Raw genomic sequence first — 12,394 nt, forward strand, 5'->3', positions numbered from 1 at the left:
CATGAGCGCGGTCGGGTATGCAACTGCGGTGGGCCAAGCAGCGCTTGATGCTCTGTCGGCTCGTCTCAGCTCAGCGGAGAGCGCGATCAGCAGCAAGGCGGATGCATCTGCCATTCCTCAGCCAGCAACTGCCGCACCGCCCATGATCGGAGATGCAAACTCCAAGGGAACCGGCACCAAGTATGCGCTTGAGGGCCACACCCACATGAGCAACGTGCAGGCCAAGCGTATCCAGATTGTCGGCTCAAGCGGGCAGGCAACATGGACATTTGCAACGCCTTTCGATGTCGCGCCTGTCATTGACGCGACAGCCGAGACCCCGGCCGGTTCTTCCTACATAAATGTGGCCACAGTTCTTGAGGGCAGCGTCTCCGTCAACAGCGCAACCATCGTTGTCCAACAGGTCGCCAAGTCCATCACGCTCCCACTTCTCGCCACGGCGCTGCTCGGTCTCGTCTTGACGCTGTTCGGCTTCGCTCCCGCTGGCGTCTACGTCAACTGCTTCGCCCGCCGCCCTTCATAGGATAGACCAATGGTATCTCGCGCGATCTTGAATAACTGGCCGCTGGTGCCGCCGTCTGCCAACATAAGCACGATGCCAGCGTTGCTCGCGGCCTCTATTGCGGCAAAGGGCAACAATCCCATGGAGTTGCCCGATCTCGCATCGCCGCCGACGGTGACGTTCAACGCAACTACCAATGCGGCGTTACAGGCAGCTATCGGCATCACCGAAAGCGCGCTGATCTACAAGACCAGTGGCAAGCTGTTCAAGCACACGACCTCTAAGCGGACATGGGAATCGCATCTCAGCGTCTCGCCGCGCGGGGATGGGAACCTTAAAACCTCAGTTGGAGGCCTGACCACCACTCCCGTCGTTCCGGCTGACGGTAATGACAGGATGAACAACATCAACATCCGGATGAAGGCGACCGGTCTACAGACATTTGAAATACGCACTCCGAACACCTCTGCTAATCAGCCGTGCCGGTTCATCGTTGACGGTCAATTTATCGCACGCGATGGCTTCGCGATAAATGGCACCAGTAACGGATATATACAGCTTGCGTGGGGATCGCCTGGCACTCACGAAATCGAAATAGAGATAGGCTCCGGTCAGCCGGTTGACGGCATTCGGATGAACACCGGTGCGGTTCTCGTGGAGCCAACGCGCCGCCCCAAGGCTGTCGTTGTCGGCACCAGCTTTGAAGAAAGCTTGCTGATGGGCAAATACACCGCAGGCACATGGACGAAGGACGCGGCTGGTGTGGATCGGTTCGCGGCATGGGATGGGCATTTCCAGGTATTCTGCAAGCTCAACGGCTACGACTTCCGCAACTCTGCCCTTGGCGGTACGGGCTACACAGCTTCAGCAGGCGCACAGAATATCGTTGGCCAGATGGATTACTGGATCGCTGACGATACCTATGATCTCGTCGCATTTGGCGGCCCTTACAACGACAAAGGGCTAGATCGGCCTACGATGAGAGCTAACGCACGCGCTGCGTGGCAAAAGGCTCGACAGTATCAACCCAACGCCGTCATTCTAATTCATGGGTGCTGCGGCGGCAGTGGCGTCACGAATGACAGCAGCAATACCATTGTTGCAGAGGCTGATATCAAGGCCGAGTTTGATTCGTGGGTCGCGGCTGGCGAGAAGAAGGCCTACTTCATCCCCGTCAGCCCGAACTATGCCACGGCGCTGATCAAGGACACCACCTATACCGATTGGATTTCGACCGACAACACTCATCCATATCGGGGTGATGCCACGCACGGGCATGTCGGGCTTGGCTACTATTTCAATACCAAATGGCGTGCGCTCATAGGCGCCTGACACATCACCCTCGACCTATGGCCGGGGCTTTCTTTTACTCGCATGCAGGCTGGGATAATGGCAGGAAACCAAGAGATGAGCAGCAACGGCTTCGATCCGATGGCCCAATATGCCCGATTATCCGAGCGGGTCGAGAACCAGGGCAAAGACATAGTCGATCTCCGGTCGAACATGAACACCGGGTTCCAGACGATCAACACCAGCATTTCCCAGCTGTCGAACGAGCTTCGCAACTCGAGCAAAACGCAGTGGCCGGTTATCTGGGCGGCTGCCGGCGTCTGTTTCACGGTTCTCGCGACCGGCGGGGCGTTCTTCTACAACAGCCTCAGCAAGGGGCAGGATCGGCTTGACCTGATCGTGGCGAAGAATGCTGAGACATCGCAGCTGGCAATCACCGCTGTGGTCGACAAGATGGTGACGCAGAAGGAAATGGAATGGCGCACCGCTCGAGGCGCTGAGGATCGGGCCAGAATGGAAAACTCGGTCAAAGAAGTCCGCGATGCCCAAGTGCCTCGCGCCGAGCTTGAGCGGGTGTGGACGAGCCAGACGAATACTGATTCTGACCAGCAGCGCCAGATCGATGAGCTTAAGCAGGCCCAGAGTAGCGTGTACGGCGCCCGTGACGTGATCCTTGACCTTCGCCAGCGGGTAGACCGCATGGAGCGCGAAAAGCCTTCACCGGGAAGCTGATGCGGATTTAAACATGCCCCGCTCCGGGTAATGCTCAAGGCAATGCCAGGATGATTTCTCACCCTTCGACCGGCTGAAGCCAAAACCGCCCCAGCGCGTGCAGTTCGGATGCTCGCACCAGTGGTTCTCGTGTATGCCGTCTCCGGCTTTCGTCTGGTCACTCATGCCTTCACCCTTACACCAACGACAGGCGGCAGCCCAGCCGCTTCTCTCACACGGTCATAGTGCTCTTCCACCTTCCGTGCCGCCTCGTGCACGTCTGGCGCATAGCCGCCCTGTGGAAGCACCTTGACCTTGATGCGCCTTGAGTGCCCTCCATCCCATTTGTAGGTGCCGCGCATCGGTCCGGTCTCTTGATCAGAGATACGGCCGACAATCTCCCCCTCGACAATGCATACGAAGTCGTTGAGCAGTTCGCCGTTCAAGGCTCGCTCTCCCGGCCACGTCCGTAGCCACTCATGTCTGCGTTGGTATTTCGTTTCATCGCGCACGGGCTTTCCCTCCGGTGACAGAGTTTCGTTTTGCCGCATGACATGGAGCGCGCCGCCCAGCGCGGAAAAGAACCCTTGGTGAACAGCAACTGTAAACCGGTTCTTTTCGTGTAAACTGCTTGAGGGTGGGGGAAGCCTCAAGTCTTTGAATTAATGGTCGGAGCGGCGGGATTCGAACCCACGACCCCTTGACCCCCAGTCAAGTGCGCTACCGGGCTGCGCTACGCTCCGAACCTGAAAGCCGTTTATATATAAGCCTGTTAGGGCGCAAGCGGAAAATCGCCTTTTCTCAAAAAAAGGAACAAAGGATGTGGGCCGGCGGGGAAGGGGACTGCACGGCGCCGCCTATTATTGCGTGCCGCGTCAAATGCCTGACACATCATCTTTCCATCATGACCGGAACCTGCCGTAGTCTTCGGCGTTCAAACCCAGCGGAACTGAAACTCAGGGAGATAAATATGTCTGAACTCGTCGTTGTTGGTTTTGATGGAACGGAAGAGGCCGACCGCGTCCTTCTGAAGCTTGCCAGCCTGAAAAAGGAGTATCTGGTCGATCTGGAAGACGCCGTGGTCGTGGTTCGAGATGAAAACGGCAAGGTGCATCTGAAACAGAGCGTCAATCTGACGGCGCTTGGCGCGAGCTCCGGCTTCCTTTCCGGCGGCCTCTGGGGCGGCCTTGTTGGCCTGCTGTTCCTCAATCCGCTGGCGGGATTTGCGATCGGCGGCGCCATTGGCGCGGGTACGGGCGCGCTTGCGGGTTCGCTGACGGATTTCGGCATCGATGACGATTTCATCAAATCGCTTGGCGAGACCATTCCCAACGGTTCGTCTGCGCTGTTCGTGCTGATCCGCAAGGTGCAGCCGGAAAAGGTGCTGGCGGAACTGGAAGGGCTGCGCGGACGCGTCATCAAGACGTCGCTTTCACCAGAGCAGGAAGCGCAGCTGCAAAAGGCGCTGTCTGGCGGAACCGAACAGCCCGCCGCCGCACCCGCTGCCTGAGCGGGCAGAAAGAGAAAAACGCTGCGGCATGATCGATGCCGCAGCCATTTCTTGAGGTAATCTGGAAGCGGCTGCTTATAGCGTCAGCGTGCCATTTTTCGCCTGAGGCCAGGTCAGATAATAATAACGGCTGCCGACGCTGCCAAAAAATGCACTATCCCCGGAAATGCGATCAACATAGGCGCCACCAGAACTCTTGGCATAGGCCGAGCCGTCGCGTTTGAGATGATCTTTCAGAAAGTCGCTCCAGCCCGTGGTGGCGATTTCGGTTGCCGGTTTCGAGGTGGTTTTTTTGTCGGTCTCGACATCCCAGGCTTTGATCTGTACTCCTTCCGCCGGATCGGAGACGGTCAGCGTTCCCTCTTTAAGCGCTTCGAGCATCGCCTTGGCCTGCGCAGCCTTGTCCGCGTCCTTGGACAGTTCTTCCAGGGTCTCTTTCAGGTTCTTCATGAAATCGGCCTGGGTAATGTCACCGGAAGACACCTGTGTGTCCGTATCGTCGGTTTTCGTATCGTCGCCGGAGGCCTGCCCATATTGCGCCAGAAGCTGCGTCAGCCTGGTATTGGTGGAAGAGGATGATGTGTCGACCCCGTAGGAGGCCAGCAGTGCCGTCCTTGGCGACGAGGAAGAAGAGGTCGCCGCGGAATTGTCTTCCTGCTCCCTGATGGCCTTGAGGGCCAGTTTGGTGGCGGTGAGGCGTGTGGAAAGGTCGATGGAGGAGACCATTTTTCTAACTGTTCCATGATCGGCCCCGATACGCATCATTCGTACCGAACCGGCTCGGCATGGATCCTCGATCCCGCCTTTTCGTCCTCTCTCATAAGAAGACCGGGTGCATTCCGCGCCGTTTCTGGCTTGGATTGCACCCGGTCTAATGGCCGGACTTTGCGCGACGCTTGCGTCTTAATTTTCCTGAACGGAAACGCCGTTCGGCCCGATATTCATCTCAATCCCCTTCGGCTTGCTCTCCTCGTGCCAGACATAGGCTCCAAGGCCGACAAGGACCACCAGAAGTGCGCCGATGATGAGATAGAGATTATTGGTCTGCGTCATAAGATGTCTCCCCGTTTGACAACATAATCGGGGGCTAAACGCATGAAATAGCGCAGGGTTCCGTAACGGTAAGTATTTTAGGAATTGCTTCTGCGACGGCGCAGGCTTTCGCGTTTTTCGAGCGCCATGCATCCCCACAATATGCCGAGCAGCAGGAAGAAATGCCGCCAGTGGTCAGTATCGATGACGGCGCCGATCATCACATGACCGACGAAGGTCACCCAGGCAATGATCAGGAATGGCTGCCACGGCCGCTGGCGCAAGAGGTGCCGGAAGCCGGCGGCGATGGTCCAGCAGATCAGCGTGAGATAGATCACGAAACCGAACCAGCCATGCGTCGTCAGGCTTTTCAGCCAGATATTATGTTCGGCAGCGGGAAAGATATTGTCGAAGACCAGCGGCCCGATGCCGAGCGGATGCTCCATCGCCATCAGGAAGCCGAGATAATGGCGGGCAAAACGCCCGAGATGGCCGCCATCATAGGATTGCACCGCCGAGGCGCGACTGGAGAACAGATCCGCCACCTGCTTGAACTGCAGCGCGATGATGACGGCCGCAACCATCAAGGCGACGGCGACAAGAAACAGCACGAGGATTTTCAGACGGAACGCGGCGGTGCGCTCCTTCAGCAGCATGACGAAAACCAGAAGGACCGCCGAAAACAGGAATAGGCCCCAGGCCGCGCGCGAAAACGACAGGAAGACGCCGAGCGACAGGATGAGCAGGCCGATGATCCGCCACGGCGCATGCATCGCCTTGCCGGTCAGCAGGCCGTAGATCAGGTAAAGCGACGGTGTCACCAGAAAGGGACCGAAGACGTTGGGGTCCTGAAAAGCGCCCTTGGCGCGATCGTAAAGGGTGAAGACCTCGAAACCGGGAATGGCGTGGAAATATCCGATAATGCCGAGCAGGGAGGTAATCAGCGCGGCTGCGAGCCAGGCCCGGAAAATCAGGAGCAGCCGCTGATGCTTGTCCTCGATGATCGCCGCATAAAAAACCGAAGTCAGCGCCAGAAAGGTTGATACGGCCAGATAAAGCGGCCCCTCGTCCAGATCGGCCATGGTGGTGAGCGAAAGATAACCGCCGACGTTGAAAGCGAGCAACATGCACAGAAGCAGCACGACGGTGCGCGAAAGCCGCAGGCCGAGCAGGAACCAGATCGCCACCTGTCCCACCATCATCAGCTCGTATGGCGCGGGCTCCGAGATCACGAAACCGGAAAGAAACACGCCGAAAGCAATGAAGAACGCGCCAACCAGCCGCATGGCGGCAAGCGGCGCGTCGAAGTCCGGTGCGTGCTGGTAACCGGTGTGGGTCAATAGGCGTTTTCCGATTTGAGCAGGCGTATCGGCGTCAGGAACAGGATCTTGAGATCGAAGAACAGCGACCAGTTCTCGATGTAATAAAGATCGTATTCCGTGCGGAACTTGATCTTGTCGCCATGGTCGATTTCACCGCGCCAACCATTGATCTGCGCCCAGCCGGTAACGCCGGGCTTGACCTTGTGGCGTGCGAAATAATGCTCCACTACTTCGGTATATTTCAGATCGCCCGTCTGGGCATGGACCGCGTGGGGGCGTGGTCCGACCAGAGAAAGGTCGCCGTAAAGCACGTTGAAAAGCTGCGGCAACTCGTCAATCGAGGATTTGCGCAGGAACCGGCCGACAGGCGTGACGCGTGGATCGTTCTTCGTGACGGCCTTCTTCGCCGTCGGATCGCTGAGTTCCGTATACATGGAGCGGAACTTCCAGACATTGATTGTCTCATTGTTGAAGCCGTGACGTTTCTGCTTGAAGAGGACGGGGCCCTTGGACGTCGCCTTGACGGCGATCCCCGCGCCCAGCATCACCGGCCAGAGCAGGGCAATGCCGATAAGGCTGAAAATGATGTCGAACACCCGTTTTGCCACCGAATCCCAGTCGCGTATGGGCTTGTCGAACACATCGAGCATCGGAACATTGCCGACATGCGAATAGGCGCGCGGGCGGAAGCGCAATTTATTGGCGTGCGCCGCGATGCGGATATCGACCGGCAGCACCCAGAGCTTGCGCAGCAGCTGGAGAATGCGCGCCTCGGCGCTGAGCGGCAGGGCTATGATCAGCATGTCAAGCTTCGTCAGGCGTGCAAATTCGACCAGCTCCGCGAAGGTGCCGAGTTTGGGATAACCTGCAACGACTTCGGGGGAACGCTCGCTTTTTCGGTCGTCGAAAATGCCGCAGATGCGGATATCATTGTCCGATTGCTGTTCCAGGGAGCGGATGAGGTCTTTCGCCGTATCGCCGCCGCCAACGATGACGGCGCGGCGCTCCATGACACCGTTGCGCCCCCAGTGGCGAATGGCAAAGCCGAGGATCAGCCGTCCGGTGAAAATCGCAATCGCGCTCGTGGCGTACCAGATGCCGAAGGCCTGCCACGAATGCAGCGCATCCGGGAAAAGGACGAGAAGGAAACAGGCGACACCGACGAAGGACAGGCAGACGGCGCCCTGAATGCGGGCGAACATTTTAAGCGGCGTGCGCAGCGTTGGAAGCTGGTAGCAATCTCCCGCCTGCAGAAGGAACACGCAGAGCGCTGCCCCCAAAACGCCGCCGCCGAAAACCGCCAGAAAGGTTTCGAGACCCCGATCGGCCGCGATACCGTTGACGATGGCGGCGATGACCACAAGCATCGAAAATTCCAAAAGCCGCAACTGGCCGATCACCATGTTCGGCGAATGGTTGCCGGCGCGCAGCTGGTTGGCAATCTGCCGCGCCAGCGGATTGAGAACGACAGTTTCCGGCGCTGACGGCTCCCCGGCCTCGCGCTCGGAGATTTGCTTGCGCAAAGACGCCAGATCGAATTGCAGTCTGTCCTTGTCAGCCTTGGTCATTGCTTTGGTCCGCACCCTCTAGCGCATCGGCCCGAAAACCGGAATCGGTCTTCGACAGGAACGATGCGCAACTTCAAAGTGGTAGAGCGTCCTCGTGTGACATCCGGAAGGATGCACGCACTCTACGAGCAGGAAACTAGCCCAAACATGCTAAGAAACGTTTATGATGACTTTCTACAGGAAAGCGGAATATACAATTAAAAATCGTGTTTTTAAAACGTTTCTAGAGCGAAAGCAGGTCGCGATAGAGTTTCATCATGTCACTGGCCATCACCGGGGTTGAAAATTTCGCCTTGAAGCTGTCGGGGTGCGGCATCACCCGTTTTGCCCAGTCGTCGTTTTCGACGTCCTTGACCATGATCTGCGCCAGCGCATCGGCATCTCCGGCCGGAACGAGCGCCTCGCTGTCTTCTCCCAGAACCTCGGCGATGCCGCCGACATGCGAAGCGATGACGGTTTTGCCCGCTGCGAGCGCTTCCAGCACGATATAGGGCATGGCCTCGGCGCGCGAAGGAACCACCACTGTCGGCGCCAGCGCGAAAGCCTGTCTGGCGGGCATGGCGGCATGCATGGAAATGCGTTGCGAAAGCCCGGCCTTTTCGATCATCGCCGCATATTTGTCCCTGTCCGGCCCGTCGCCGACGATCACGCCGGACATGGGCTGGCCGATGCTGCGCTCCATCCTGGCGAATGCCTTGATGAACACGTCCGGCCCCTTGAGATCACGCAGCATGCCGATATAGAGGAAGCGCGCGGCACCCTGGCGGGCGGGTACGGTTTCGAATTCGCTTTCCTGCACGCCGTTATAGATCATCGCCGTGCGGGTGCGCGGCTTGCCCACCTTGGCTTCGTAGGTCGCCTGCTCGAAATTGCAGACGAAACAGAGCGCGTCGGTAAAACGCTCCTGAAACCGCTCGATCCGCAGGAACAACTGTCCCTTCAGGCTCTTGCGGTCATAATGCAGGCTGCCGCCATGCGGCGAATAGAGGCGGGCTACGCGATACCTGTTCGCCCGCAGCAATGAGCCGATCAGCCGGGCCAATGCGCCACCCTTGGCGCTGTGCCCGTGCAGAATGTCCGGCCGCAAACTTTTGATATGGTTATAGGACTTATAGAGCGCCATGAGGTCGCCCGGGCTGATGGACCGCCGGATGGGCATGCGGGTGAGACCCAGCTCCAGCATCGGGGCGATCTGCGCGAAAAGCCGTTCCTCATGGGCGCCGCCGGTGGAGCTGTCGCAGACGATGCCGACCTTGTGGCCCTGTTTGACATGTTCTTCGATCAGATCGCGCACATGGCGGAAGACACCGCCGACCGGGGAGCGGAAACAGTGAATGATGCGCAGGGGAGGGCCGTCATCCGACATGGGTGCCACTCCGTTTTTCAGAAGAAGCGTTCACGCACATAGACCGTATCGCCCGCCAGCATCGGGGCGGTGATCCCGATCCGACCGGTCAATACCTCGGCGTTGATCTTGCGTGTGATGTCGACATCGGCCTGATTGGCGCGCGGAGTGAAGCCGCCGGCGATGGCGATGGCGTTTTGCACCGTCATGCCCGGCACGTAGGAATATTGGCCGGGACGGCCGACTTCCCCCATCACGAAGACGGGACGATAGCGGTCGATTTCGATCGTCACGTCAGGATCGCGCAGATAACCCTGGCGCAATTTGGCGGCGATGGCGGCTTCGAGCTGCGGCAGCGTCTTGCCCCTTGCAGGAACCTGGCCGACGAGGGGGAAGGCGACGTAACCGGCCTGATCGACCGTGTAGGTATTCGTCAGCCCCGTCTGCTCGAACACGTTGATGCGCAGCCTGTCGCCGCTATCGACGTGATAGGGCTGCAACGCGACCTCGTGAAACGCCTTGGGCGCGGGTTGATATGCCGCGCACCCGGAAAGGGCCGTCAGAACGGCAAGCGTCAGTGCGGTGACATGTCGTGATCCGGCGAGCGGCATCTCATCTGGCTCCGAGTCGATCTTTGATCATTCTTATCGTTCTGTTAGGGTTAATGCGCGGTAAACACCCGGCCCCAGGGATAGTAATATCGGCTTTATTTCGTCGGATTCGTCGGGATTAACCGTTGTGTTACCGGAAACACTTAAACTTCGCGAAAATTGGCCATTTATATTTTGGACGCTAGAGGCTTGCCTCGGTTACGGAGTTCGCATGAACGGCGATCGCATTGACGACAGGGATGTGGATATCGATCTTGCGCGCCTCGTCGCAGCCATATGGCAACGCAAGGGCCGGATCGCGGCCATCACCCTGCTGGCCGGGGGCGCAGCCTTCGTTGTCGCCAGCATGATGTCGCCCGCTTACAAGGGCGAGGCGCGCGTCCTCATCGAATCCCGCACCGCCTCCTTCGGCGCCTCGCAGCAGTCGAACGCGCCGGCTGAACCCGTGCTCGATGAGTTGACCGTTTCCAGCCAGGTGCAGATCCTGCAATCCGTCGATCTCATCAAGCAGGTCGCGAAGGACATGAAGCTTTATGAGCTGGAGGAGTTCGATCCCGAAGCACGCCCCTCCCTCATCTCAGGGCTGCTGGTCGCGATCGGCATCAAGAAGGACCCGCTGCAGGTGCCGCCCGAGGAGCGCATTCTCACGGCCTTCCGCGAGAAGCTGCAGGTCTATCAGGTCGAAAGCTCGCGCGTCATTACCGTCGAATTTTCCTCGCAGGATCCGAAGCTCGCAGCCACCATCCCCAACGAGATGATGAAGGCTTACATTGCGCTGCAAAGCGGCGCGAAGCTAGACACGAGCACCGAGGCGGCGCGCTGGCTGGAGCCGGAGATCGCCAATCTGCGTGAAAAGGTACGGGCTGCGGACAGAAAGGTCGCGGATTATCGCGCCTCATCCGATATTCTTTCCGCCGGGCAGGGCGAAACGCTCGCCACCCGGCAGCTCAGCGATATCTCGACCGAACTTGGCCGTATCCGGGGTGAAAGGGCAAATGCGGAGGCGCGGGCGGAGAGCGTGCGCAACGCACTTTCCAGCGGCCGCCCGCTCGATACCTTTCCCGATGTCGTCGGCTCGCCGACGATCCAGCGATTGAAGGAAAACGAGACGGGTATCCGCAGCCAGATTTCCGATCTTTCGTCCTCGCTGCTGGAAGGCCATCCGCGCCTCAGGGCGCTGCGCAACCAGCTTGACGGCATACAGGCGCAAATTCAGGAAGAGACACGCAAGGTGCTCGCGAGCCTCGAAAACGAGGCCAATGTGTCGCGCCTGCGGGAACGGCAATTGGTTCAGCAATTGAACGTGCTGAAGACGGAGAGCGTGCGCGCCGGCGAACAGCAGGTTGGTCTCAACGATCTGGAACGTGAGGCCTCGGCCCAGCGTCAGCTTCTGGAAACCTATCTTGCCCGTTACCGCGAAGCGACGTCGCGTGCCGGTTCCGTGGATTCCACGCCCGCCGATGCACGTGTGATCTCGGCGGCGGTAGAACCGCGCGAACCCTATTTCCCGAAGACCGGCGCCATCACCATTGTCGTCACGCTGGCGGCATTCCTTCTCTCCTGCATCGTCGTCATGCTGGTGGAACTGTTCACCGGGCGGGCCTTGAAGCCGGTCGGCAAAAACCATGTGCCGCCATTGTCCGATCCACCTTCGCCCACGCGCGCGCCTGCCGCAAAGGATGAGGCTAAGGATGTGCCGGAACAGCCTCTGCCAACACCAACACATCACGAGGATGCGCCGCCCGCTGTCCGGGCCATGCCCGCCGCGGCTTTCCAGCCCGTCGTAGAAGAGGAGCGGCCGATACCGGTCGCAGCTGTAGCTGCCCCACCGGCCTTGGCTGCACGGGAACTGGCCGCACAGGAACTGGCCTCCGTGACAGAAGATACGGTGGAAGAGGAGACCGATACCGAAGGTGACTTCTCGATCGATGCCGTCGCGGCTTTCCTTGCCACGCGGCTTGCCAAACCCGTCGCCGCCGTCGTGTCGCCGGCCGGTGATAGCGGTTCCACCACGACCGTCATGCTGGCGCGCGCTTTGTCTGAAACGGGCCGGTCGGTCGTCCTCGTCGACATGACGGCATCGGCCTGTCCGACGCGTCTGATGGCGCCTGATGCCGGTTTGCCTGGTGTCATGGACCTTCTGGCGGGTGCTGCCGCCTTTGGTGAAACCATTCACGGTGACCGGCTTTCCGACGCCCATATCGTGCCGCGCGGCAATGCGCAGCCACGCGAAGCCATGCGCGCGATCGACCGTCTGACAATGATCCTCAGCGCCCTGTCCGATGCCTATGATACCGTTCTTGTCGAATGCGGTGCGGTGCAGATATCGAGCCTTGAAAAGATGCTGCGCAATCTGCCGGCGGAAATCATCGTTTCCGTTCCCGGCAAGGATAGCGAAATGCTGGAAAAGACTTTGAGCGAACTGGTGACCCACGGCTACGAACAGGCATTGCCGATGACTGGCCTGCACAGGACCGACCGCCTCAGCGCCGCCTGAGGCAGG

Annotated in this window: 12 protein-coding genes and 1 tRNA gene; 5 read left to right on the forward strand and 8 right to left on the reverse strand. The window is 59.2% G+C overall.

The window, feature by feature from the left end; genetic code table 11:
• Position 1: 1 nt before the first annotated feature.
• From JZY08_RS04840 to JZY08_RS04850, 3 genes are all read left to right on the forward strand, one after another.
• Positions 2–523 (forward strand): hypothetical protein, encoded by a 522-nt coding sequence (locus tag JZY08_RS04840; protein WP_216331176.1) that lies wholly within the window; start codon positions 2–4, stop codon positions 521–523.
• A 9-nt stretch (positions 524–532) separates the two neighbouring features.
• Positions 533–1,834: an SGNH/GDSL hydrolase family protein gene (locus JZY08_RS04845; protein WP_216331178.1), complete on the forward strand. Its 1,302-nt coding sequence runs from the start codon at positions 533–535 to the stop codon at positions 1,832–1,834.
• 75 nt (positions 1,835–1,909) lie between these two features.
• Entirely contained in the window at positions 1,910–2,524 is a 615-nt protein-coding gene (locus JZY08_RS04850; protein WP_112521922.1) for a hypothetical protein, read from the forward strand.
• Positions 2,525–2,685: 161 nt separating this feature from the next.
• Here JZY08_RS04850 and JZY08_RS04855 read toward each other — a convergent pair whose 3' ends face one another.
• Together JZY08_RS04855 and JZY08_RS04860 are read right to left on the reverse strand one after the other, a co-directional pair.
• Entirely contained in the window at positions 2,686–2,949 is a 264-nt protein-coding gene (locus JZY08_RS04855) for a hypothetical protein (RefSeq protein ID WP_112496923.1), read from the reverse strand.
• A 220-nt stretch (positions 2,950–3,169) separates the two neighbouring features.
• Positions 3,170–3,246: transfer RNA gene (locus tag JZY08_RS04860), tRNA-Pro, on the reverse strand.
• 227 nt (positions 3,247–3,473) lie between these two features.
• On the opposite strand from JZY08_RS04860, the gene JZY08_RS04865 reads away from it, so the two are divergent.
• A complete protein-coding gene (locus JZY08_RS04865; RefSeq protein WP_216331180.1) occupies positions 3,474–4,013 on the forward strand; it encodes a DUF1269 domain-containing protein in 540 nt (179 codons plus the stop codon).
• A gap of 75 nt (positions 4,014–4,088) precedes the next feature.
• Here the strand turns inward: JZY08_RS04865 and JZY08_RS04870 are convergent, their stop codons facing one another.
• The 6 genes from JZY08_RS04870 to uppC all read right to left on the reverse strand — a co-directional run bounded on the left by JZY08_RS04870 (position 4,089) and on the right by uppC (position 9,891).
• A complete protein-coding gene (locus JZY08_RS04870; RefSeq protein WP_003496534.1) occupies positions 4,089–4,739 on the reverse strand; it encodes a hypothetical protein in 651 nt (216 codons plus the stop codon).
• Between the two features lie 177 nt (positions 4,740–4,916).
• A complete protein-coding gene (locus tag JZY08_RS04875; protein WP_003496532.1) occupies positions 4,917–5,066 on the reverse strand; it encodes a hypothetical protein in 150 nt (49 codons plus the stop codon).
• Positions 5,067–5,143: 77 nt separating this feature from the next.
• Complete coding sequence (gene uppF / locus JZY08_RS04880) at positions 5,144–6,385, reverse strand: polysaccharide biosynthesis O-antigen ligase family protein UppF (protein WP_216331182.1); 1,242 nt, start codon at positions 6,383–6,385, stop codon at positions 5,144–5,146.
• The gene (gene uppE, locus JZY08_RS04885; protein ID WP_003496528.1) at positions 6,382–7,935 is read right to left on the reverse strand and encodes a polysaccharide biosynthesis glycosyltransferase UppE; all 1,554 of its coding nucleotides are present in this window, start codon (positions 7,933–7,935) and stop codon (positions 6,382–6,384) included. Before uppE ends, uppF begins: the two co-directional genes overlap by 4 nt.
• A 223-nt stretch (positions 7,936–8,158) precedes the next feature.
• Positions 8,159–9,301, reverse strand: a complete 1,143-nt coding sequence (gene uppD, locus JZY08_RS04890; RefSeq protein ID WP_216331184.1) for a polysaccharide biosynthesis type 4 glycosyltransferase UppD — start codon at positions 9,299–9,301, stop codon at positions 8,159–8,161.
• A 17-nt stretch (positions 9,302–9,318) separates the two neighbouring features.
• Entirely contained in the window at positions 9,319–9,891 is a 573-nt protein-coding gene (gene uppC / locus JZY08_RS04895) for a polysaccharide export protein UppC (RefSeq protein ID WP_082184130.1), read from the reverse strand.
• Positions 9,892–10,102: 211 nt separating this feature from the next.
• Here uppC and uppB point away from each other — a divergent pair, with 211 nt between their 5' ends.
• Positions 10,103–12,388, forward strand: coding sequence for a polysaccharide biosynthesis protein UppB (uppB, locus tag JZY08_RS04900; RefSeq protein ID WP_216331186.1), 2,286 nt, complete (start codon positions 10,103–10,105; stop codon positions 12,386–12,388).
• Positions 12,389–12,394: the final 6 nt, after the last annotated feature.

This window comes from Rhizobium sp. X9 (assembly GCF_018873185.1).
Taxonomy (GTDB): domain Bacteria; phylum Pseudomonadota; class Alphaproteobacteria; order Rhizobiales; family Rhizobiaceae; genus Agrobacterium; species Agrobacterium oryzihabitans.

What these genes read in the sequence shown, in the direction of transcription:
- JZY08_RS04840 (WP_216331176.1), top strand. Translation starts at nt 2, where the DNA reads ATGAGCGCGGTCGGGTATGCAACTGCGGTGGGCCAAGCAGCGCTTGAT.
- JZY08_RS04865 (WP_216331180.1), top strand. Translation starts at nt 3,474, where the DNA reads ATGTCTGAACTCGTCGTTGTTGGTTTTGATGGAACGGAAGAGGCCGAC.
- JZY08_RS04870 (WP_003496534.1), bottom strand. Translation starts at nt 4,739, where the DNA reads ATGGTCTCCTCCATCGACCTTTCCACACGCCTCACCGCCACCAAACTG.
- JZY08_RS04875 (WP_003496532.1), bottom strand. Translation starts at nt 5,066, where the DNA reads ATGACGCAGACCAATAATCTCTATCTCATCATCGGCGCACTTCTGGTG.
- uppB (WP_216331186.1), top strand. Translation starts at nt 10,103, where the DNA reads ATGAACGGCGATCGCATTGACGACAGGGATGTGGATATCGATCTTGCG.
- uppC (WP_082184130.1), bottom strand. Translation starts at nt 9,891, where the DNA reads ATGCCGCTCGCCGGATCACGACATGTCACCGCACTGACGCTTGCCGTT.
- JZY08_RS04845 (WP_216331178.1), top strand. Translation starts at nt 533, where the DNA reads ATGGTATCTCGCGCGATCTTGAATAACTGGCCGCTGGTGCCGCCGTCT.
- uppE (WP_003496528.1), bottom strand. Translation starts at nt 7,935, where the DNA reads ATGACCAAGGCTGACAAGGACAGACTGCAATTCGATCTGGCGTCTTTG.
- uppD (WP_216331184.1), bottom strand. Translation starts at nt 9,301, where the DNA reads ATGTCGGATGACGGCCCTCCCCTGCGCATCATTCACTGTTTCCGCTCC.
- JZY08_RS04850 (WP_112521922.1), top strand. Translation starts at nt 1,910, where the DNA reads ATGAGCAGCAACGGCTTCGATCCGATGGCCCAATATGCCCGATTATCC.